19 protein-coding genes are annotated in these 20,577 nt (G+C 47.2%); 8 read left to right on the forward strand and 11 right to left on the reverse strand.

All coding sequences use genetic code 11. The features are described 5' to 3' along the window. Positions 1-46 precede the first annotated feature (46 nt). Both KKD83_00290 and KKD83_00295 read left to right on the forward strand, forming a co-directional pair. Positions 47-1,237, forward strand: coding sequence for an HD-GYP domain-containing protein (locus KKD83_00290; protein MBU2534592.1), 1,191 nt, complete (start codon positions 47-49; stop codon positions 1,235-1,237). A 39-nt stretch (positions 1,238-1,276) separates the two neighbouring features. Further along, positions 1,277-2,047 (forward strand): lactamase, encoded by a 771-nt coding sequence (locus KKD83_00295; GenBank protein MBU2534593.1) that lies wholly within the window; start codon positions 1,277-1,279, stop codon positions 2,045-2,047. A gap of 101 nt (positions 2,048-2,148) precedes the next feature. On the opposite strand, the gene KKD83_00300 is transcribed toward KKD83_00295, so the two are convergent. The 6 genes from KKD83_00300 to KKD83_00325 form a co-directional block, all read right to left on the reverse strand. Further along, complete coding sequence (locus tag KKD83_00300) at positions 2,149-3,426, reverse strand: MFS transporter (protein ID MBU2534594.1); 1,278 nt, start codon at positions 3,424-3,426, stop codon at positions 2,149-2,151. Between the two features lie 36 nt (positions 3,427-3,462). Next, on the reverse strand, positions 3,463-4,533 hold the full coding sequence (locus KKD83_00305) for an Ldh family oxidoreductase (GenBank protein MBU2534595.1): 1,071 nt from the start codon (positions 4,531-4,533) through the stop codon (positions 3,463-3,465). Positions 4,534-4,920: 387 nt separating this feature from the next. Beyond that, entirely contained in the window at positions 4,921-5,103 is a 183-nt protein-coding gene (locus tag KKD83_00310) for a tautomerase family protein (protein MBU2534596.1), read from the reverse strand. 66 nt (positions 5,104-5,169) lie between these two features. Then, positions 5,170-5,502 carry an EthD family reductase gene (locus KKD83_00315; GenBank protein ID MBU2534597.1) on the reverse strand — a complete coding sequence of 111 codons (333 nt, stop codon included), beginning with the start codon at positions 5,500-5,502 and terminating at the stop codon, positions 5,170-5,172. Between the two features lie 139 nt (positions 5,503-5,641). Further along, complete coding sequence (locus KKD83_00320) at positions 5,642-6,115, reverse strand: universal stress protein (protein ID MBU2534598.1); 474 nt, start codon at positions 6,113-6,115, stop codon at positions 5,642-5,644. A gap of 242 nt (positions 6,116-6,357) precedes the next feature. After that, entirely contained in the window at positions 6,358-7,251 is an 894-nt protein-coding gene (locus KKD83_00325; GenBank protein ID MBU2534599.1) for a carbon-nitrogen hydrolase family protein, read from the reverse strand. A gap of 155 nt (positions 7,252-7,406) precedes the next feature. On the opposite strand from KKD83_00325, the gene KKD83_00330 reads away from it, so the two are divergent. Both KKD83_00330 and KKD83_00335 read left to right on the forward strand, forming a co-directional pair. Next, complete coding sequence (locus KKD83_00330) at positions 7,407-8,624, forward strand: MFS transporter (protein ID MBU2534600.1); 1,218 nt, start codon at positions 7,407-7,409, stop codon at positions 8,622-8,624. A 371-nt stretch (positions 8,625-8,995) separates the two neighbouring features. Beyond that, positions 8,996-9,928: a hypothetical protein gene (locus KKD83_00335; protein MBU2534601.1), complete on the forward strand. Its 933-nt coding sequence runs from the start codon at positions 8,996-8,998 to the stop codon at positions 9,926-9,928. 85 nt (positions 9,929-10,013) lie between these two features. On the opposite strand, the gene KKD83_00340 is transcribed toward KKD83_00335, so the two are convergent. After that, on the reverse strand, positions 10,014-11,846 hold the full coding sequence (locus KKD83_00340; protein ID MBU2534602.1) for an aldehyde ferredoxin oxidoreductase family protein: 1,833 nt from the start codon (positions 11,844-11,846) through the stop codon (positions 10,014-10,016). Between the two features lie 358 nt (positions 11,847-12,204). Between KKD83_00340 and KKD83_00345 the strand changes: the two genes are divergently transcribed. From KKD83_00345 to KKD83_00355, 3 genes are all read left to right on the forward strand, one after another. Further along, positions 12,205-13,224: a DUF4392 domain-containing protein gene (locus tag KKD83_00345; GenBank protein ID MBU2534603.1), complete on the forward strand. Its 1,020-nt coding sequence runs from the start codon at positions 12,205-12,207 to the stop codon at positions 13,222-13,224. A gap of 79 nt (positions 13,225-13,303) precedes the next feature. After that, positions 13,304-15,199: a 4Fe-4S binding protein gene (locus KKD83_00350; GenBank protein ID MBU2534604.1), complete on the forward strand. Its 1,896-nt coding sequence runs from the start codon at positions 13,304-13,306 to the stop codon at positions 15,197-15,199. Then, the gene (locus tag KKD83_00355) at positions 15,192-15,791 is read left to right on the forward strand and encodes an indolepyruvate oxidoreductase subunit beta (protein MBU2534605.1); all 600 of its coding nucleotides are present in this window, start codon (positions 15,192-15,194) and stop codon (positions 15,789-15,791) included. The genes KKD83_00350 and KKD83_00355 overlap by 8 nt, the downstream gene beginning before the upstream one ends. Before the next feature lie 17 nt (positions 15,792-15,808). On the opposite strand, the gene KKD83_00360 is transcribed toward KKD83_00355, so the two are convergent. The 3 genes from KKD83_00360 to KKD83_00370 form a co-directional block, all read right to left on the reverse strand. Next, complete coding sequence (locus KKD83_00360) at positions 15,809-16,978, reverse strand: pyridoxal phosphate-dependent aminotransferase (GenBank protein MBU2534606.1); 1,170 nt, start codon at positions 16,976-16,978, stop codon at positions 15,809-15,811. A gap of 55 nt (positions 16,979-17,033) precedes the next feature. Beyond that, on the reverse strand, positions 17,034-18,161 hold the full coding sequence (locus KKD83_00365) for an FAD-binding oxidoreductase (GenBank protein MBU2534607.1): 1,128 nt from the start codon (positions 18,159-18,161) through the stop codon (positions 17,034-17,036). A 268-nt stretch (positions 18,162-18,429) separates the two neighbouring features. Beyond that, complete coding sequence (locus KKD83_00370; protein ID MBU2534608.1) at positions 18,430-19,011, reverse strand: HD domain-containing protein; 582 nt, start codon at positions 19,009-19,011, stop codon at positions 18,430-18,432. 281 nt (positions 19,012-19,292) lie between these two features. Here KKD83_00370 and KKD83_00375 point away from each other — a divergent pair, with 281 nt between their 5' ends. After that, on the forward strand, positions 19,293-19,826 hold the full coding sequence (locus tag KKD83_00375) for a DsbA family protein (protein ID MBU2534609.1): 534 nt from the start codon (positions 19,293-19,295) through the stop codon (positions 19,824-19,826). 70 nt (positions 19,827-19,896) lie between these two features. On the opposite strand, the gene KKD83_00380 is transcribed toward KKD83_00375, so the two are convergent. Continuing rightward, positions 19,897-20,427: a hypothetical protein gene (locus tag KKD83_00380; GenBank protein ID MBU2534610.1), complete on the reverse strand. Its 531-nt coding sequence runs from the start codon at positions 20,425-20,427 to the stop codon at positions 19,897-19,899. Positions 20,428-20,577: the final 150 nt, after the last annotated feature.

The raw sequence follows: 20,577 nt of genomic DNA on the forward strand, positions 1-20,577 counted from the left end.
CGGGCAGAAATGCAGGTGGGACGGAGGAGATAACAAAGGTATTAGTATGGGAAAAGATAAAAACATGGTGGTCAACACTCAATCTGTTGCCTCATATAATGAAGCTGACCGAAACAACGGTTCCAACAACCATGCAATTCAAGAAGCCAGTACGATGCTGGACCTTCTCTATGAGGTTGGCAAGAAAGTTGGGTCAGTACCCAAACTGAATCAGCTGATGAAACAAGTTATCCGCATGACTCAACAAACATTGAATGCCGGAGCCTCTTCCATTTTGCTCTTTGACAATGATGAACGACAACTACGCTTTGAAATTGCGGAGGGCGAATCAGAAAGAATACTGAAACAGCTGAAATTGAATCCCCAATCCGGGATTGCTGGCTGGGTTGCCAAGCATAAAAAGCCATTAATTATTAACGACGTTACGACAGACCAGCGCTTTGATAAAAGCGTGGATGAAATGACTGGCTTCATCACTAAGTCTGTCATTTGTGCCCCTTTACTGGTGCGTCGCAAATTAATCGGTGTGATCGAAGTGCTCAACAAAGCAGACGGGAGCGACTTCAATGAGCAGGATTTGGGAACCTTAACTTCAGTGGCATCGACGGCGGCTATGGCGATCGAAAATACTCAATTGCATCAATCGGTACTGGATGCCTATAAGAGTACCATCAAAGCACTGGCGGCGGCTATTGATGCCAAAGACCATTATACCAGGGGGCATTCGCAGCGCGTGATGGAATATACGCTCATGGGAGCTGCGTTCCTCTCGTTTCCCAGAGAGGAGTTGGAAATTCTAGAGTATGCTGGCATTCTCCACGACATTGGTAAAATAGGCATCGATGACAGAATACTAGGTAAACCGGCACGGCTGACTGATGAAGAATGGGAAATCATGCACCAACATCCTAAAATAGGGGCTGAAATATTGAACGAAATCTCTTTTCTGAAAAAAGCGAGAGCGCTTATCCTCCACCACCACGAACGATTTGATGGCAATGGCTACCCGTATGGTCTAAAGCAGGAAGACATTCCGATGGGTGCTCGATTGTTGGCCATCGCTGATGCTTTTGATACCATGACCACAGATCGCGCCTATCGTGCTAGATTAGGCGTGGACAGAGCCATGAAAGAGCTGTATGACTGCTCGGGCACTCAGTTCTGTCCGGTAGCCGTAGACGCCTTTTTCTTCGGGTATCAGGAACATGTTAATAATCAGTGCCCGTCGACGGTGTGAGCAGATAGCTAAATCGAGATGCAGTGACGCAGTAGATTTATGAACATTCGAATTTTAGGGGCACATAATGTTGAATCAAGAACGACCAGGTGTATCTCTCTCCTCATTGACAACGCAGTGGCGATAGATGCTGGTGGACTTACTTCAGGTTTGTCCATTTCGGCCCAGCAAAGACTGAAGGCGCTTCTCCTTACACACCAGCATTATGACCATATCCGTGACATCCCCGATTTGGCTTTAAACCACTCTCTCAACGGTAATCGTGTGCAGATATATGCCACACCTGATGTGCGCAGCGCCATTGAAACTCATCTGCTGAACGGAAAACTGTATCCGAAATTCCAGGAAACACCAGCAGCCAGACCAGCTATTGATTTCAAATTGATTGAGCCCTATGTACCTCAGGTGATTGAACGATACGAGGTTTTAGCTATACCGGTAAACCATCCTGATATCACGGTTGGCTATCAAATCAGGGACAATAAAGGAAGTGCAATGTTCTATACCGCAGATACCGGCCCTGGTTTGTCACACTGCTGGCAGCAAGTGTCCCCTCATGTATTAATCGTTGATGTGACCGTATCGAACAGATACGATGAATTTGCCAAAAAGACGGGACATCTCACTCCAGCTCTTCTCTATGAGGAATTAGTTAAGTTTCGAGAGCTCAAGGGATATTTGCCCAGGATAATCGCGGTGCACATGAATCCGTCGCTGGAAAAAGAAATCAAAGAGGAAGCGGCGGCTGTCGCCGAGGTTCTAAATGCTTCTATCACCCTGGCTAGCGAAGATATGCGGCTTGCCATTTAGAGGGAGTCAAAAATCAGGAAAAAAGCGTGACGTAATATCACTAGTTAGCCTAAAAGTGAGTAATTTAGTTCCCCAGTAATGGAATCCACCCCCGCTGCCCATTATTGAACCTTATCACCCGGTTCCGTTGGACTCCTCACCGGGGTAATCGTGGAAACTGCGATTATGGCAACAACCGCAAGGCCAGCCAGCAATAACCAGATTGTTTGATAACTGCCCCATCTATCATAGGCCAACCCGGCTATGGCTGGCCCAATCATCATTCCTATTGTGCCAATGCCTTCCATTATGCCGTAGATGCTTCCGAAGTTGGTTCTACCAAAGTACTCTCTCGCCAGTGATGGCAGGAGTGCATTGCTACCTCCGTAACCGATACCCATCAGGATAATGAAAGGAACGAGTAACCAGAGACTATTACTGGAAGCATATGCGAAACAGAGTACGCCGAGACCTGTCATAATGAAGCTCGCTGTGGCCACCAGTCTCCTACTGAATTTATCCCCAAGCCAGCCAAATCCGAGGCGACCGGAAACACTCATCAGCGGGATTGCAGTGGCCACCAGGCTGGATTGCGCCCTGCTAACGCCGATGGTGCTGAGGTAGGGCATTACATGCGTGATTACCGCAGCCACCACCATCATATGATACATTCGTGAAACGGCTAAACGCCAGAAGGATCCACTCTTAAGTGCCTGCTTTACCCTCACCTCAGTTTCGACAACCGGCCGGGGACCTGCTTCGCCGGTGTGTGCTACTTCGCCCTGTTTCTGGCCATCCGGAAAGTAACCGTAATGCTCAGGCCGGTGTCGAAACAGGAGCGACAGGGGCAAAATCGTAACCACCATACCCACGGCAAGGATGTTTAACGCGGTGCGCCAATCATACACTGCAATGAGTCTCACTATAACCGGAATCAGCAGACCACTGAAGCCAAAACCGCAGATTGCTATACCGGTCGCCAGTCCTATCTTCCTGCGAAACCAGTTGGCGAGCGTCGTCAGCAATACGGTTACCGTGCAGGCACTCACCCCTATTGCAAGCAGAGCAAAGGCCCCGTAAAACATGATTAGAGACCTTGTATAACTGAGGAGAAGTAAACCGCTTACCGTGAAGAACACACCGCCGAATATAAGCCTCCTGGGGCCCCAGCGGTCGGCGAGTATACCTACGACTGGTGACAGAAGGCCTATCTCCAAACCACGTAAAGAGGCAGCCAGTGAGATTTGCGTGTAACTCCAGCCCATATCGTTTGCTATAGGCTCAAAGAAGGCGGTGAACCCGTAGAATACCGTTCCACCTACGTATAGGGCGATAAAGAAAGAGGCACCAACAATCCACCAACCGTAGAATATCTTAAATTGATTTCTGTTCCGTATCATCAGTTAATAAATTATCCACACTGTTCAGGAACGAATTCATTTCAGGAGGTTGTTGCTCCAGGGCACTCCGTATTCCGATGACAGTTTCTGTAAATCGCTTACGGTAGCTGGAGGAAGGGGGATGCCTTCCTTCTCCCTTCGCTGCTGGTTGTGTATTTCTATCTCTCCGGGGAGAAACACTTCATTCACCCCTTTGGCGGTGGGCAATGCCTTTATTTCGCGAACCATCGTGTCCATTCGATTTTTGAATTCATTGACATCGGTAAATCGCCCGATATCAATTGCTCCCATCATTTGCCCCACGTTCTGCGGGCGGTCCATGTTTTTGTACAGGTCCCCCACATAGGGTCCGTAACTGGCACCGGTCAATATGCCCACAAACACATCGATTATCAAAGAAATGCCGGACCCCTTTGGCCCGCCGAAGGGCATAAGCGCACCATGTAAAGCCTTGGCAGCGTCGGTGGTCACCTCTCCGTCTGCATCGATAGCCCAGCCCGCCGGAATGGGCTCTCCCTTCTGCGCTGCCAGGATGATTTTACCCCAGGCGGCGACGCTGGTGGCCATGTCAAGTATGACCGGCAACTCCTGCCCGGTGGGGACAGCAACGGAAAGAGGGTTGGTTCCAAAATAGGGAGTTCTGGCACCCCATGGGGCTACAGTCGCATACGAATTGGCCAGAGCAATCCCGATCATATCCTTTTCCAGAGCCATCACCGTGAAAAAGGCCGTGGCGCCGAAATGATTGGAATTGCGAATCCCTATCAGGCTGAGGCCACTTTCTCTGGCTTTGCGCATAGCTAATTCCATTGCCATTTTGGCTACTACCTGTCCGCTGCCATTATCTCCGTCCACCAGAGCCATAGCCGACGTTTCTTGCAGAACAGTGATTTCAGGTTTTGGGTTAACCAATTTTTTCTGCAGCCTCTGCATATAGACCGCCATTCTGGCAACGCCGTGCGAATCTACACCGCGTAGATTGGCCGTCACTAATGACTCGGCAATTAAGTCTGCATCCTCAGGTGGGAACTTCATTTTCTGTAATAAGGCACTGCAGAATTCCTTGAGCCCTTCCGGATTAAAAAATTGAGTGGATTTAACGTTCATTGGAATCAGAAACCTCCTTTCTGTGGTAGGCCTGTCGCCTGCTTTGTTCCATTAAAACTTTTAATTAGAAACAAGGTTCTTAATAGTAGCATCCAATCATCAAGCAATCAAGGGAGCTTTTAGATGTACCATAGTAGCCATAGGTAGTTGACAAAGCAATTAAGAAAATTTCTCTGAAACAAAAAAGCGCCGGCAACCGTCGTTATTTCGGACAGTCACCGGCGCCCCTTTTAATCGCCACATCCCTAATCTAATTTATTGAGAAGTAGGGTGGGGCGCATGTTGCGATTGTTGCACGCAACACTCGTGCTACTAATAAACTCATTAAATGCTATGAATTACCGTATACTAAATGCACTATTTATCTTTATAAAAGGGTCAAAGCTATTAGTCAATAAATAGCTTCCCTCCTTTAGCCGCGTTGTGCTTCGGTATGTCGAAGTAGGTTATAGATACGCTATCTGCACCGACCTCGTAGATTTTAACAATCGAGTCCGTAATCTCCTTGGCCAATTTTCGCTTCTGCTCAATTGTTCGGCCTTCAAATTGATTGATAGTGATAACTGGCATGTTTCTTTCACCTCCATGTACTTGATTCGTATATTCTAGCACGTTCAAACTAATAAGGTACGGGCGCTAATTTATTATGACGTGCTCCTCCACAACGTATCTTGTTATCCTGTCTCTAACCATGAATTTATCCTCGTCATCTAAAAGCGGCTTCGCTTCATCAGACTGACGCCAGGCGCGTGAGCTCTTATACGCATCAAGGTCGTCAAACCATAATTCTACGAGACCATCTGCTTCGTATTTAAGACCGGGGATTTTGACCGGATGATTTTGTACATATCTCCTCAACCCGGGGATGATTTTAGCAGCCAGAGGCCCATGTTTTTCCTTCCAATACTTGTAAAACTCTTCATCACTGAGACCGGGTTTTTTATATATCAGCGCAATCAGCTTTATCATATTATCTCCTTCTTGAATTTAGAATAACTCCAGCTATGCTCTTAACATCTGCCAGCACTCAGGTCATAAGGGATGAATCCCCGGGCGAGCGAAATATGGTTAAAGGAATTGAGGTTTAGCTAATCTATATTGTTCAATATCAGGCCCCCGCTCTCACCATCAAAACGGGTACCTTGCCCCCTCGCAGCACCTTATCGGTGACACTGCCGAAAGCCCAGCGACTAATGCCAGCCCGTCCGTGTGTTGACATGGCTACCAAGTCAGCATTGACTTCTTCCTCAATTTTAATAATCTCGTCAGCCGGGTTTTGACCTATGGCCACTTTAGATAACACGGTAGCCCCTTTGTTTCTGAGGTTTTCTCCAACCTCATTGAGATATTTCATGGCATCGGCTTTCATTTGCTCCAGTTCGCTTTCGCTGTACGGCACTGTAATAGTACCCGCCGCACCTCCACTGATTTGAACATCGTGTTTTAGTGCGGTAACCACATGGAAAAGAGTAACTTCAACCTTTTGCCCCGGTGAAATTCTGGAGACCAAATCTTCAACATAGTGCAGGGCAGCTTCACCCAATTTAGAACCATCCAACGGAATAAGTATTCTCTCAGACATTTTTTATACCTCCTATTCATGTTTTTGAATCGAATGAATTGAATTATAGTCCTATTTGGTGGGATGTCAATACTAGAAAGGGGATTTGAGCTTATAAGCGTGCGGGATTCGAACGTGGAGAACGATTAATATTGCCTTGAGGCTTTCGGCGGGCAGGTAGCCTTGCTAGCAGAGTTCGAGATTTCCCTGCCCCTTTAACTTGCCTGATACATGCTTCCTTTTGTTGCTTATTTATTCAGGAATCAAGCTGAAGGCAGGTCCTCGGTCTCGCTGACAATCGCCTTATATAGGTGGGGGCGCCTGTCTCTTAAGAAAGGCGTTGTCTGTCTGGCACTTATCAGTAACTGTCGATCCAGCTCGGCGGTGATTACCTTTTCCTCTTCTCCTGCATCGACAATGATTTCTCCTTTGGGACTGACTATCCTGCTGCCTCCATAGAAGATGGCGTCGCCTTCTTGTCCCGTGTGATTGCATGGTGCCAGGAAAACGATGTTCTCTATAGCGCGACAGGTCATCCGGGCATCCCATCTGCGCAACCACCCCGCTTTGTCTATCGAGTCTGGCCCGGCACTGCTGGGTAGACTGCTTGACTCTGGGGAGAGATAGCCGACCGGGGAAGCAAAAGGCACTATTACCAGTTCTGCTCCATTCAGCGTAACGCAGCGCGCCGACTCCGGGAAATGAAGGTCGTAACAAATGACAATACCAACCTTCCAGTCATGGATTTCAAATACCGGATACTTGGACCCGTACCGGTAATAAATTAACTCCAAAGCCCGGAAGCCGGCAGGATGTGTTTTCCGGTATTTACCGATTATCTGGCCTTGCTGGTCAATCACCATTGCCGTATCAAAATATATACCGGGCTGTTCTTGTTCATAGATTGTGGCGATGATATAAACGCCGTGTTGCTTTGCCTTTTCCTTTATGCGTGTGATAGTGAAGCCATCATCCTTCTCAGCCCATTGCACGTACTTGTAGTCACGGTATTGTGCGAAGTACAGGTTGTTGAAGAATTCGGGCAGTACTATTAAATCCGGTTTCTCCCTCGCTGCCTGGTCGATGAAATCACATGCTCGAGCAACATTGGAATCTCTATCCTTACCGCAATTCATTTGAATCAGACTCAGCTTCATTTTTATGCCTCCTTTCACTTAGAGACGGTAACGGAGAATTAAACAGTAATAGTGAGTATATTTTAAATACCTGACGGGGAAAATGCAATGAATTGAGAGGGCAGGCTAACCCGATTGGCATTTACCTGTTTCGAAGAGCTATACTGGTTGCTAGCATGAAGAGGCCGAAGTACTTCTACGGATATAATATCGTCGCCTCCGGCTTCGGCATACAGGCAGTAGGTATCGGCATCTTTGTCGCTTTCGGCGTCTTTTTCAAGCCACTGCTTGCCGACTTTGGCTGGTCAAGGGCCACCTTGTCAGGCGCTCAGTCCCTGGCACTGCTCATTGCGGGATTCCTCGGTATTCTGGTTGGCAGGTTGAATGACAGGTTTGGCCCGCGGATTGTGATGACGGTGGCCGGCTTCTTCTTCGGGCTGGGGCTCCTGCTCATGTCAGGCCTCAATAACGTCTGGCAACTGTACCTATTCTATGGCGTCGTGGTCGGCATCGGGTTGAGTTCGATTGATATTATCCCCCTCAGCACGATAGCACGGTGGTTTGTTCGGCGGAGGGGGATGATGACCGGCGTGGCGAAGGTGGGCACTGGTACCGGGCAATTCGTTATACCCCTGGTGGCCAGCATACTCATCGCAGCTTATGGCTGGCGGAATTCTTACGTTATTATCGGCGCGGTAGCGATGGTCCTGCTCATTTCCATCGGGCAGCTGTTGCGGCGTGACCCTGCTGGCAAGGGTCTCTTGCCAGATGGAGATAGGGAAAGCCAGACAGAGAGTTCGAAACCTGCCGAAACCGGGTTTTATCTACATGAGGCGCTCCGCACCCGGCAGTTCTGGACGATTTGCCTTGCCTATCTCGCCACCATGTTCTGCCTTCTCATTATCATGGTGCATATCGTCCCGCACGCCACGGACATCGGTATATCCTCGACGACCGCGGCCGGCATCCTGTCGGCTATCGGTGGCATAAGTATGGCGGGGCGGTTTGTCACCGGCATTGCTATCGACCGTATCGGCAACAGGCGCTCTATGATTATCTGTTTTGTCCTGCTAATCTTGGCTCTCCTGTGGTTGCAGCTGGCAAAAGAGCTCTGGATGCTCTCCCTGTTTGCCGTAGTCTATGGTTTTGCCCACGGTGGATTATTCACTGTGATTTCACCTATCGTTGCCGAGTACTTCGGGCTGCGTATGCACGGCGCTCTCTTTGGTATCGTTTTCTTCAGTAGCATGGTTGGGGGTGCTGCCGGACCGGTTATCGCCGGGCACATCTTTGACACCACCCAAAGTTACAGCCTAGCATTCTGGATCTGTACCGCAGTCGCGGCTATCGCACTGGGACTCATATTATTTCTGAGACAGATAAAGAATACCTGATTCTAACTCAGATTTATTTATAATAAGACCTCATCTTGACCTTTCGTTGTACACTTTGTCGAATTATTAGATAACAAAATACTACACTATTGGGTAGGCAGCAGAATCGATAAATATCCAGTCGATGCTACTACAAATGAAGCTAAGTAGATATCAGTGGAGTAGCGGTTTCCTGAACCGCGTGTCGCGCGTTCGAGTCGCCCCAGGAGTACGATTTCTAAAGCTAAAATCAGCTAAATGCCCCAGTGCCTTTCGATCTCTTGTGCGATATTGCAAACCAACCGTGTATGAATCATTGACACCTAAGCCACCAGTAGATACAATCTAGGCACATACTCCAGACGTAAATACACTTATGTGGAGGTCTATAGATGAGCGGTGAAAGAAGAGCGCGCCCGGTTAAAATTTCTCTCATACAACGTGGACCTGCAGAAGAGGATAAAGAGCTTACGTTACGTAATTTACTTGCCCAGTTCGACTACGTACTTGAAAAAGAGAGGCCTGATTTCATCATGCCCATTGAATTATGTACCACGCCTTATTTCCCGGCTGTTAGTGACGAACGTTACTTTGATTGGGCTGAACCCATACCCGGTCCGACCACAGATTTATTTGCCGAGAAAGCACGTAAGTATGAAGCGTGCATTATTTTACCGATTTTTGAAAAGGGCCCTTTAGAAGGAATTTACTACAATAGTGCGGTGGTCCTGGGTCCAGACGGGAACATAATACAAGGTAACATGTTTGATGGTACTCGAGCGTATCGTTATGTGAAGACTCATATTCCAAAATTGATGGGCTCGAAAGGATATATTGTTGATGAGACTTTCTACTTTACACCCGGTACCGGTTTCCCTGTTTTCGATACCCCAAAGGCAAGAATCGGTATCTTAATCTGCCATGATAGGCGTTTTCCCGAGGCCTGGAGAGAGGTTGTACTCCAGGGTGCTGAAATAGTGTTTGTCCCCGTGGACTCTCCTGTCTTAGGGGTAAAAAAGGGGGCAACTTTTGCGGATATGTTTGTAGCAGAGCTGCGCACTCGTGCTTTGGAAAATTGTGTCTGGGTTTGCGCTACGAATCAAGGTGGTATAGAAAAAGTTCAGGATAAGAAAAATGAATTCTTCGGCAGAAGCTGCATTATAAATCCAACAGGAAAAGTCGTAAAATTAGCGCCAGCTTCACAACCGGCGGTGATTAGTGCATCTATCAACTTAGAAGAAGTGGACATTGCACGGAGATTTCTCAATACATTCAACCGTCGCAGACCTGAACTATACAAGCTGATAAACAGGGCTCAGATATAAAATGGCATCTTCGCATAAAACTGAGCCGTTATGACCTCAGCAGCATAAAGAATCAATCATTTTCAGCTAGGTTTATATACAGCTATTACCGCCCAAGCAATTTGCTCAGGCCAAGTTCTTCAAGCTTCTTGGCACTTGGCTTAGCAGTGTTCAAATCCCAATCCATTGCTTTTAGATAGTCCTTAATCATTAAGTCATCGTCTAATGTCACCTTGGCAACTGGGCCTTTCGTTAGAGGGGGCTTTCCAAGCGCTCTCGGGTTGTAGAAGTACTTTAGTGGATTCAATTCTTCCCGAAGGTTAAAAAGATGGCGTATGTTGGCGACTCGTTCTCCGACTTTCAGACAGCTTTCCATAGTATATTCGGTTCCGGTTATTGCCGTGAGAAAATCGGGGATGAACTGGACAGGGTAGGACAGATAGGCAAAAATGCAAATACCGGAAGAATTCACGATATGCGCCATATTCATGGCCATCTTTTGAAGCTCTCCCGTATTCGTGTAATCATATTTATCTTCACGTTCATCCGTTATCCAGTCGGTTCCCATAATCCACGCGCGGCCACCCTGAGTATGGCGTGCTGGGGTGGCATCCATCCGGTATGTGACTCCCAGGGCGGGGGTAAACCTGGGGTCGTGGGCAGGGATTTCTTGCCCCTGAACGTGCACGGCAAATTGTTCCGCACCTTTGCCGAGCTTGGCTGCCGCACGCATTACGCCGTCGGCAAGCAGTGCGCCTATTCCTTCACGCCCGGCAATTTTCTTGGCGAGCTCCACAATGGCACTGCCATCTCCCCAGCGTAATTCGATACCGACGTCATCTTTCGAGAGGATACCATTCTGATAGCATTCAATAGCGAAAGCAATGGCTGAACCGACGGATATAGTGTCCAAACCATAGGCATTGCAGATGTCGTTAAAGTGGATGATTGATTCGAGGTCATCATTCAGACACAGAGTACCTGTCATGCACAGTGTCTCATACTCTGGCTTGTGGCAGACACTCGCCCGGCCTGGTTTTGCCTTCATGTGTCCCCCGCAGCGAATGGGACACTGCCAGCAGCCATATGTGCGCTCCTGCTCGGCAATTACCGCGTCATCGCTGATTTTACTTGCGGTGGGGAAATCATCCGGCCCAGAACCGGCCCAATTTTTTACCGGGGAATCTCCGCTCATGGCACTGGGCTCAGTTATACCTGCGGTACCGTAATCTTTAAAGGTTGGCCCCATATTCTTAAGCTGCCTGATATAATTACGCCGAAGTTCTTTCGCATGCATTTCATCTGCCATGGGCACCTTCATATTGCCTTTGACAACCACAGCTTTTAATTTTTTTGAACCCATAACGGCGCCCAGCCCCGAACGACCCGCAGCGCGCCCCTGGTCGTGCATTATGGCCGCGAGGAGGGACATATTTTCACCGGCAGGGCCGATACAGGCAACGCTTGCCTTCTGGCCGTGGGCTTCTTTGAGTATGTCCTCGGTTTCCAGGCTATCTTTGCCCCATAAATTCCCCGCATCTTTCAGCTCGACCTTGCCATTATCGATACTCAGGTAAACCGGTTTGGAAGCAACGCCGCTGAAGAAAATACCATCATAGCCAGCGAACTTGAGATTCGGGCCGAAGTCGCCGCCGCAGTTGGCATCGCCCCATGTCCCGGTTAGGGGTGACTTTGCTACGGCTACAAATCGACCACTGCACATAGTAGGTGTAGCCGTTAGTGGGCCGGTAAGTAAACCAAATATGTTATCCGGGCCAAGCGGGTCAACCTTGGGTTTCATTCGCTCATAGAGAATCCTGGCACCAAGGCCGTAGCCTCCCATGAAGTCCTGGCGTAGTTCCTCGCTTAATACTTCTTCTTTACATACTCCTTTTGCTAAGTCTACAAAGAGCAATTTACCCATATAACCTTTGGCCATGATAATTCTCCTTTATTATTGGTATCGTATTTTAACTATAAACTACTGTGTAATGCAATGATTAACTAATTAAATAAACCAAAATATGTCTATTTTCAATATCAAATTTAAAATCGTTCGAAGAGGTATGAAAATTTATCCTTAATTTAAATTAATTAAACAATCGTCATTTTGTCGACTCAGCTAAATAATCTCCATTCAGGTGGCCTGGCAAACCGTTAAACTATGAATTAGTATATTGACAAATAATAGCCTCCGAATATAATGGGAGAAACCTATTATGAGAAATAGCCGGGAAGAGTTCTTCTAGAAAGACTTCATAATCTTAGAATTTATAGAAAGGAGATGTAACAACGAGATGGAAAATACAGCCAGGAATATTGATAGATTAGTAACGACCGGGGCAGGGTGGGGTGGCCGCCTCGACCGCTGGATTGTTCCTGCTTTGTATGAAAGTGCTTCACAGAAAGTGAACGGAAAGCCAGTGAGCCTGGTTGCTGCTCAAGGCATTATAGAACGCGTGAAAGAAAGGGATAAGATACTGATCATCGACCAATTTGGTTACGCTCCTAATATGCCATATGGGGAGACCGATGGACCCCTTGGCGTGGCTAGTCTGGCGAGAGCAGTTAGCTTTGGAATAGGTGCCTTACCGGTACTTGTGACCGGACCGAGAGATATAGATGTTGTCCGGTATACCACCAAAGCTGCCGGGCTAAATGTTTTGCCATTCAAAGAGGCGAGCCATTATAAAAAAGCCATTGCCGGAGAGATACTGTTCCCTTGTGCCGATAAAGATGAGAGTAAGAAGACAGCGAGCAGGATAATCGACGAATCCAAACCCAAGGTGATAATAAGCGTAGAGACGGTTGGGCCGAATAGGAAAGGAGTAAAGCACTCCGGGTCTGGTTATGACGTCGAAGCAGAAGATAAGCTGTCGAGACTAGAATATCTATTCTACGAAGCATCAGAGAGAGGTATATTCACAATAGGTATTATTGATCGCGGTAATGAAATCGGAAGCGGGACGATAGAAGAGACCGTTAGAAACGTCACACCATACGCAAATGTTTGCCAGTGTCCGTGCGGTGATGGAGGGGCCTGCGCAGTAAAGACAGACATTGTCTTCCCAGCCTCAATCTCAAATTGGGGCGCATATGCTGTTAGTGCTATGCTTGGATACCTGCTCAAGAAACCAGATATTCTTCAGGATGATGATACCGAGCGCCGGATGCTCGAAGCTTCCATAATGGCTGGAGCCGTCGACGGTATCGCAGGGTTGCCTATTATGGGGGTAGATGGTATTGGTTTAAAAGGCCAGCAAGGTATTGTAAATCTGCTACATGCAATTATTGAGAATGGACTTAGGGGTACATAGGTCCGCCTATCCTTTTAAGCCTATAAGTATTGATAAAATTTAAATCAAGAGAGCTAAAGCAAAGGAGACCTGAACAGCGATGGAAGAAATATTAACTGGAAAAGAAGGGGAAAGGCATTTTCTTCTGGGAAATGAGGCCATTGTCAGAGGCGCACTCGAAGCCGGGGTGGATATTGCAGCATTATATCCCGGGACTCCAATGTCGGAAATCGGCGATGTTTTTCATGCTTTGGCCAGAAGCCTGAGAGATAAAGGCGAAGAACCGAGTTTCTACTTTGAGTGGTCTGCGAATGAGAAAGTGTCTCTCGATGAGTGTATTGCCGCTTCTCTCTCCGGTTTAAGGGCTTTATGTCCCATGAAAGCTCAGGGATTTAATGTCGCTTCCGATTCTTTCTTGGATTATTTAACCGCATGTAATCTGGTGGAAACCGACATCAAAGGAGGCCTGGTCTTCATCTGTGCCGATGACCCCGGGGGAACATCTTCGGTTAATGAGCAGGATGACCGGTATATATCCATAATAGCGGATGTCCCGATGCTGGAGCCATCGAATTGCCAGGAAATGAAGGATATGACTGCAAAGGCCTTCGATATCGCTGAAGAGATTCATTTGCCAATATTTTTAAGAACGGTCAATACGGTGAATCTTTCCCGGGGTGACCTCGTATTCGGCAAACTTGGTGTACCCCGTCGCAAGGGCGAGATAAAAGGGGTGCCTCTCTCTTTTGATAGGACAAGATGCCACGCCAATATCCTGAAGAAAATGGAGAAAGCAAAGGAGCTTTCCGAGAAATCGGAATATAACAGAGTTATTAAATTTGATGGTGCAAAAACGGGAAAGAAAATCGGTGTCGTTGCCTCCAGCATTTCCATAAGCTATGCGGAAGAAATCATTCGTGAGCTTGGAGTGGAGACCGAACTACTGGCCCTCGGTTTTACCAATCCGCTTCCCGAAAAGCTGTGCAAAGATTTCATTGGTAGATTTGATGAGCTGGTCATCGTTGAGGAGCTTTCACCTTTCCTGGAAACGCAGTTCCTCAAGATGGCCCATGAAATATCCGCCAGGGCCAGGATATGGGGAAAAGAGACCGGACACTTCCCAAGGGCCGGACAATACAGGCTGGAGACGGTGGCTGAACCACTGGCCAGGGTGTTCGGGGTGGATAACCCGATACCGAGACTGGAAGGCCCTGAAATAGCGGTTGCCGCCCGTTCTCTGACAAATTGCCCGGGGTGCCCGCACCGGAACACTTACTATGCGATTAAGCAGATAGTCCCAGAAGACGCCATATTTGCCAATGACCAGGGCTGTTACTTATTGGGAGGGCTGGAACCTTACAAAATGAGCCATGCTCAGTACTCCATGGGGGCAAGCATCGGTCTGGCTTGCGGGTTCCACCAGGCAACTGACAAACCGGCAATCGCATATATCGGGGATTCCACTTTTTTCCATAACGGAATGTCACCGCTGGCCAATGCCGTCCACCACAACTATGATATCACGGTGGTCGTCATGGACAACGGGGCGACAGCGATGTCGGGTTTTCAAATGCATCCGGGAACCGACCGTGACGCTATGTGCAGAGAAGCGATACCGATTAAGATTGAGGATGTGGCGAGAGGGCTGGGAGCCACGTTCGTTGAAGTTGTCAATCCCAACAACATAGAAGAGGCAAAGGATGTTTTCAAACGGGCGATAGCGCACAGCGGAGTGTCAGTTGTGGTCAGCAAGGCTTTGTGCAGGTTAATGGATACCAGGGAGAAGAGACGCCAGGGCCTGGAGATACCTGCCTACAAGGTAGACCAGGAAAAATGTGACCAATGCAAGATATGTATTGATGTATATGCCTGCCCGGCCTTCTATGAGGCAGCCGGTAAGATTTACATAGATGATATCCAATGTACCGGATGCGGTGTTTGTCAGGGAATATGCCCTGTCGGAGCAATAATAGAGTTAGGAGCGGAGAATGGATAGAGGAGGAACAAATATTCTGCTGGCGGGCGTTGGTGGGTTGGGTGTGATAACTGCTTCAAATATCATCGGCATAGCAGCGGTCGGAGTCGGCAAAAAGGTATCCAGCGCTGAGGTTCACGGGATAGCACAGAGAGGCGGCTCGGTTACGGGCACGGTCCGGATTGGAGATAATAGCGTTAGCCCGTTGCTGGGGGATGGTCGAGCCGATATTATTCTGGGATTTGAGCCTCTTGAAGTGCTGAGAAATATATCAAAGGCAAGTAAAAGCACCATCGTCATTACTGATATTACCCCGGTAAGGGTCATTACCCCCACCCAATTTGTCTATCCAAAGCTTGAAGACATTTTTGCTGAGATTAGAGGAAGATGCGCCAGACTTTATGAAATCGATTGCCTCGCCCTGGCTAAAAAAGCTGGCACAGCTGTCGTACGCCCTTCAGTTTTACTGGGTGCTCTATCTGAGATTGAAGAATTCCCGATCAGTTCCGAAGTCCTTTTGAAGTCCGTCGAGGAAAATGTGCCGGCAAGGTATAAGGAACAAAATATTGCCGCTTTTAAAGAAGGTGCTAACTTCATTAGAGCAAAGCTTTAATAGCTAAATGCAAGTGATTAAGTCGACAGTTCTTTTACAGTCTTCTCTATCCTCTCCAGAGCGATATTTATTTTATCCAAAGATGTGGCATAGGAAAATCTGAGATAACCGTCACCGTACCGACCAAAGTGGGTGCCAGGCAGACAGGCTACGCCGGCCTGATTAAGAAGAATGTCAGCCAGCTCATTGCAGTCAATTCCCACTTCTTTAACGTTTGGGAAAACATAGAAAGCTCCTTTAGGTAGGACACAGCTTATACCGGATATCCTATTGAGTCCGTTTACAATGAGGTCTCTCCGCTTCCTGAACTCGCTTACCATCTTCGGTACACTGTCCTGTGGCCCGGTGAGCGCTTCTATGCCAGCATGTTGGATAAAAGGCGCGGTGCAGGAGACGCTATTGACAATCAGGCGCACAACAGGCTCAACTAGTTTCGGAGGTAAGGCAGCATATCCCAGGCGCCAGCCAGTCATGGCATAGGTTTTGGAAAAGCCGCTCAGGAGAATGGTTCGCTCAAGCATACCCGGCAGGCTGGCGATGCTGAAAGGTTCATGTTCATAGACAATATGCTCATAGACCTCATCTGAGAGCACCGTAATATCGCGTTCCTTGATGATCTCGGCGATAGCGTATACATCATCTTTCTCAAGAACACCACCCGTGGGATTATGAGGTGAATTAAGGACGATGAGCTTTGTGCGTGGTGTTATCTTGGAGCGTAACTCCTCAATATCAAAACGGAAACCGAGCTCCTCTTTAAGTTGAATGGGTACTGTCTTGGCGCCGGTGAAGTTAATGACTGATTCATAAATAGGATAACTTGGGTCGGGGCATATAGCTTCGTCACCTTCCTCGAGCAGTGCCAGTATGGAGAAAAATGCTATTGGCTTCGCGCCCGGGGTCACCACTATGCGCTCAGGCTCTATAGCAACACCGCGGGTTCTCTCCAATTCCTTGGCGATTTGGTCGCGCAGCGGTACGATTCCCTGAGAATTACAGTAGTGGGTCTGGCCTCTATCGAGCGCATCTTTAGCTGCAGCACGAATATTATCGGGTGTGTCGAAATCCGGCTCCCCGATTTCAAGATGGACGACATCCATTCCCTTAGCTTCAAGAGCTTGGGCTTTTGCCAGTACACCGAATGCGGTCTCTGTTCCCAGACGTGACATTCTCTCAGCCATTTTCATTGCCTTAACCTCCTGATTATAAACGTAGAATGCTCATTATACTAAACACAATCGATTAGCCATATTTAACAAATCGAGCTGGATCGAAAGAATTAATAGAATAAGAAGTCTTACCCTTCAGTATTAGTTCGGTTATAATGAGGGCGGTTATTGGGCTCAGTAAAATACCTTTTGACCAATGGCCTGTAGCCAGGTAGGCATTACTCTGAAAAGGAAACTCTCCAATAATAGGCAAGCCATCTGCTGTAAGAGGTCTAAGACAAGCAGTCTGCGTTACTACTTGAGCTTCGATTGACGATGGTAAGATATTAAGGAGCCCGGTGATAATGGTATCTCGGCCTTCAATGGTTGTACTATCATCGAACCCTACCTGTTCATGTGTAGTCCCGGTGTAAATAAGTCCCTCATGCGCTTTATAAGTTACATAGTGATTGCCACTGAATATAGTTGAAGTGAGAGATGGGCTTGATGCTTGTATTTTCACAATTTGTCCTCTCTCAGGTCCTACAGGAATCGGGAAATCCAGCCAGGAAGAAGCCATGCTCGTCCATGGCCCCATAGCTAATACCGTGCTTTGGGAGATGATTTCACGCGATGACATCTTAACACCGGTTACCTTATTCCTGGTTTTCCTGAGTCCGACCACGTTTCCGTAGTGAATCTCGGCGCCCATTTTTTCCGCAGCTTGGGCTAGAGCTAGAACATATCTGTAGCTTTCAATATTTGCTCCGTCTTCGCAATATATGGCACCTTTTAATTTGTGGGAAATCCTGTCCTCTATATTGAGAACGGACTGTTTATCCAGCCAGGATACTTTAATCCCTATTTCCTGGTTTAATTTAACAAGAGACCTTAATTCATCTGCCTCACGCTCGGAAAAAGCAAGTATCAACTGAGTTGATTTGCGGAAATGACAATCAATACCGGTTGTTTCTTTTAACTCCTTAGACAGCGCTTCATGCATTTGAAAGCTTTTCCAGGTTAGGGGTAGCAGGGACTCTGTCTTTGTCTCGTCCAATACCATCGGGTTGAGAATTCCTGTTGCAGTTCCAGACGCACGTTCACCGATGCTATCTTTCTCAACAACGGCAACCTTAACCCCTTTTCGACTGAGGAAATATGCAGTGGCACAACCGATAGCACCCGCCCCAACAATAACAACATCGGCTGAAGTAGTTTTCATACTATTCTTATTTCTAATATTCGAAGTAACAAGAAGTCTTTCGTTAAAGCTGGCTATAAGTTACAAAGGGCAAGCACCATTTGTCAAGATTAATCAAGTAATAATAAACCAAATATTTATTTATATCATGGACCTGTGGCCATGCGGAATGTGGGACTGGCTATGAGAAGGTGAGACGAGTTATAAAGCAAGTATTAAGTTAGGTTTAACTAAATATCTTCCTCATAATAATTTATAGTCTTTACCGGTATTTCACTTTTTTGTGTTGTTAAGTCTTCAGAACACCAGCCGTTTCCAGTATTCTCCAAAATGCGTAATCTGCATTATGGACAATCATTCCTACAAGGCTTCTCCTGACATTTTCACCTTCCATTGAGTGAGCACCAGCTATATGCGCAATCTTTTCTGGTAAACCTACAGATAGCGCGATATGAACTCCGTATACAGGATGCCGAATTGAAGGCCAACCGGTAACACGAGGGTCAGATTTCCATCTCTCTTGATTGGCTGCGTCAAACTCAAAAGGTTTACCGAGATCGTGGCAAAGTCCACCCGCGATCACTTCATCCATATCTACGTTAAATTGCGGGAAAGTGTCTGTTAATTCCTTCGCAATAGCTGCAGATAAACGAGCTACAGACCTGAGATGATCTGCCTGGGTACCGGTTCTCATCGCAGGGGTACCGGGATTTCCCGACGCAGGGATATCTTCAATTTTCTTATATTCACTTGTGGCTAATGACACCGCCCAGGCATCGTAAACCTTTTCCCTAATTTCCTGGTTCTTAATCTGCTTTGCTTCAGGAAGAGCTTTGATTACTCCATCTCGTATCTTTTTATCGATCTCCATTTCTATTACCTCCTACACTAGTTATTCTATAGGCAATTTTACATTGAGTAAATTGAATTATAATCCTATATAATGAGATGTCAATACTAAGACAGCGAAATCGGCTGGAGCACGTAAAAGAATAAAATATTATAAGAGAATATATTAAAATGGCGATATAATGAAACTAAATACTTTAGAAAGAGGAGAACAAAATGACAAACGAACAAATGAGGGAAGTAATTAACCTGGATGTATACTTTGACTATATTTGACCCTACGTCTACAATGCAGCAGTTTGGTTGCAAAGAGTGCAAGAGGATATCAAAGATAAGTTAATCGTCAACTGGAAGTATTCCAGCCTTGAGCAGATTAACAGCCAGCAGGGACCCCAATGGAAAATCTGGGAACAGCCTGAAGACTACCAATCTCGCGGTTTGCGCGCTTTCCAGGCTGCGGAAGCTGCCCGGCAGCAGGGTGAAAGTGTCTTTCATTCATTTCATATTGCCTTACTTAAAGCCAAGCACGAACAAAAGCGTGATATTGCCGACGTAAACACCCTCATTGAAGTGGCCAATAATAATGGCCTGGAGATGAAACGATTTAAAAATGACCTGAGCAACCGTCAGCTACTGACAAAGCTTGCTAACGAGCATACTTTCGCCGTGGAAGAGCTGGGTGTTTTCGGTACTCCTACTTTAGTCTTCCCGGAAAACCAGGCAATTTTCCTGAAAATGTCACCTCCTCCACCACAGGAGGAATGCCTCCCGCTCTTTAATGAACTATTTAATCTGGCATACCGCAGGCGAATTATCCATGAAATAAAAAGACCGTAACATCTAAGCGTGTGGGATGTGGTTGCGGTAGCTTATAAGCATTCAGCTATTATCAGTTGAAGATTCCACGCTATCCGCGGCCAAAATATGGATTCTTACCAGTTACCGACAGCGGGATGCCAATAATAATATCTGACTTTAACAATCCCAGTGACTTGGCGGCGGCTCCAACAGTGTACATCATCCGGTTATCAATGCCGAGTTCAGCAGCCAGCTTGGCCGATGAACACAAGGCAATGCCCAGGTCCATTGCTTGAAATATGCAAACCGGGCCGACAAAATCCCTTGCCTTTGCCTTCTTTCTCGCTTTGGACAGGTGTTCACAGCTGGCAAAGCCACATGCACCGCAGTCCAATGGCTGCTCTATCTTTTTTGGTTCACCGGTAACGCCGAGCAACAGGACACAGCCTGAATTTCTAACATTATTCGCGTCCCTTCTATAAACGGAGGAAAGGTAGTCCGGCTTCTCTGCCGCCTTCCGTTCCATAGCTAATGCCAGCTTTTCCAAATCATCGTCCACCAGAACGAGGCTTGCTGTGGAGTCAACCGCCCTCCCCTTGGGCGCTGTTCTGGCACTTGCTGCCATCAATGCCGCCGCCATAGTTACCGCGCTTTTCTCGACCTCTATGCTTTTCAATTGAGCCATTTATTCTTCCTTCCCTTCAGACTGTTGAACACATAATCACCATTGCACGAACATTGGGATGTCTGCCTTTTCATGCGTACTGCCCAGGAATTGAATCGAAGCCAT

Source organism: Chloroflexota bacterium (assembly GCA_018829775.1).
Classification (GTDB): Bacteria; Chloroflexota; Dehalococcoidia; order Dehalococcoidales; family RBG-16-60-22; genus E44-bin89.

What these genes read in the sequence shown, in the direction of transcription:
- KKD83_00290 (MBU2534592.1), top strand. Translation starts at nt 47, where the DNA reads ATGGGAAAAGATAAAAACATGGTGGTCAACACTCAATCTGTTGCCTCA.
- KKD83_00295 (MBU2534593.1), top strand. Translation starts at nt 1,277, where the DNA reads ATGAACATTCGAATTTTAGGGGCACATAATGTTGAATCAAGAACGACC.
- KKD83_00300 (MBU2534594.1), bottom strand. Translation starts at nt 3,426, where the DNA reads ATGATACGGAACAGAAATCAATTTAAGATATTCTACGGTTGGTGGATT.
- KKD83_00305 (MBU2534595.1), bottom strand. Translation starts at nt 4,533, where the DNA reads ATGAACGTTAAATCCACTCAATTTTTTAATCCGGAAGGGCTCAAGGAA.
- KKD83_00310 (MBU2534596.1), bottom strand. Translation starts at nt 5,103, where the DNA reads ATGCCAGTTATCACTATCAATCAATTTGAAGGCCGAACAATTGAGCAG.
- KKD83_00315 (MBU2534597.1), bottom strand. Translation starts at nt 5,502, where the DNA reads ATGATAAAGCTGATTGCGCTGATATATAAAAAACCCGGTCTCAGTGAT.
- KKD83_00320 (MBU2534598.1), bottom strand. Translation starts at nt 6,115, where the DNA reads ATGTCTGAGAGAATACTTATTCCGTTGGATGGTTCTAAATTGGGTGAA.
- KKD83_00325 (MBU2534599.1), bottom strand. Translation starts at nt 7,251, where the DNA reads ATGAAGCTGAGTCTGATTCAAATGAATTGCGGTAAGGATAGAGATTCC.
- KKD83_00330 (MBU2534600.1), top strand. Translation starts at nt 7,407, where the DNA reads ATGAAGAGGCCGAAGTACTTCTACGGATATAATATCGTCGCCTCCGGC.
- KKD83_00335 (MBU2534601.1), top strand. Translation starts at nt 8,996, where the DNA reads ATGAGCGGTGAAAGAAGAGCGCGCCCGGTTAAAATTTCTCTCATACAA.
- KKD83_00340 (MBU2534602.1), bottom strand. Translation starts at nt 11,846, where the DNA reads ATGGCCAAAGGTTATATGGGTAAATTGCTCTTTGTAGACTTAGCAAAA.
- KKD83_00345 (MBU2534603.1), top strand. Translation starts at nt 12,205, where the DNA reads ATGGAAAATACAGCCAGGAATATTGATAGATTAGTAACGACCGGGGCA.
- KKD83_00350 (MBU2534604.1), top strand. Translation starts at nt 13,304, where the DNA reads ATGGAAGAAATATTAACTGGAAAAGAAGGGGAAAGGCATTTTCTTCTG.
- KKD83_00355 (MBU2534605.1), top strand. Translation starts at nt 15,192, where the DNA reads ATGGATAGAGGAGGAACAAATATTCTGCTGGCGGGCGTTGGTGGGTTG.
- KKD83_00360 (MBU2534606.1), bottom strand. Translation starts at nt 16,978, where the DNA reads ATGAAAATGGCTGAGAGAATGTCACGTCTGGGAACAGAGACCGCATTC.
- KKD83_00365 (MBU2534607.1), bottom strand. Translation starts at nt 18,161, where the DNA reads ATGAAAACTACTTCAGCCGATGTTGTTATTGTTGGGGCGGGTGCTATC.
- KKD83_00370 (MBU2534608.1), bottom strand. Translation starts at nt 19,011, where the DNA reads ATGGAGATCGATAAAAAGATACGAGATGGAGTAATCAAAGCTCTTCCT.
- KKD83_00380 (MBU2534610.1), bottom strand. Translation starts at nt 20,427, where the DNA reads ATGGCGGCGGCATTGATGGCAGCAAGTGCCAGAACAGCGCCCAAGGGG.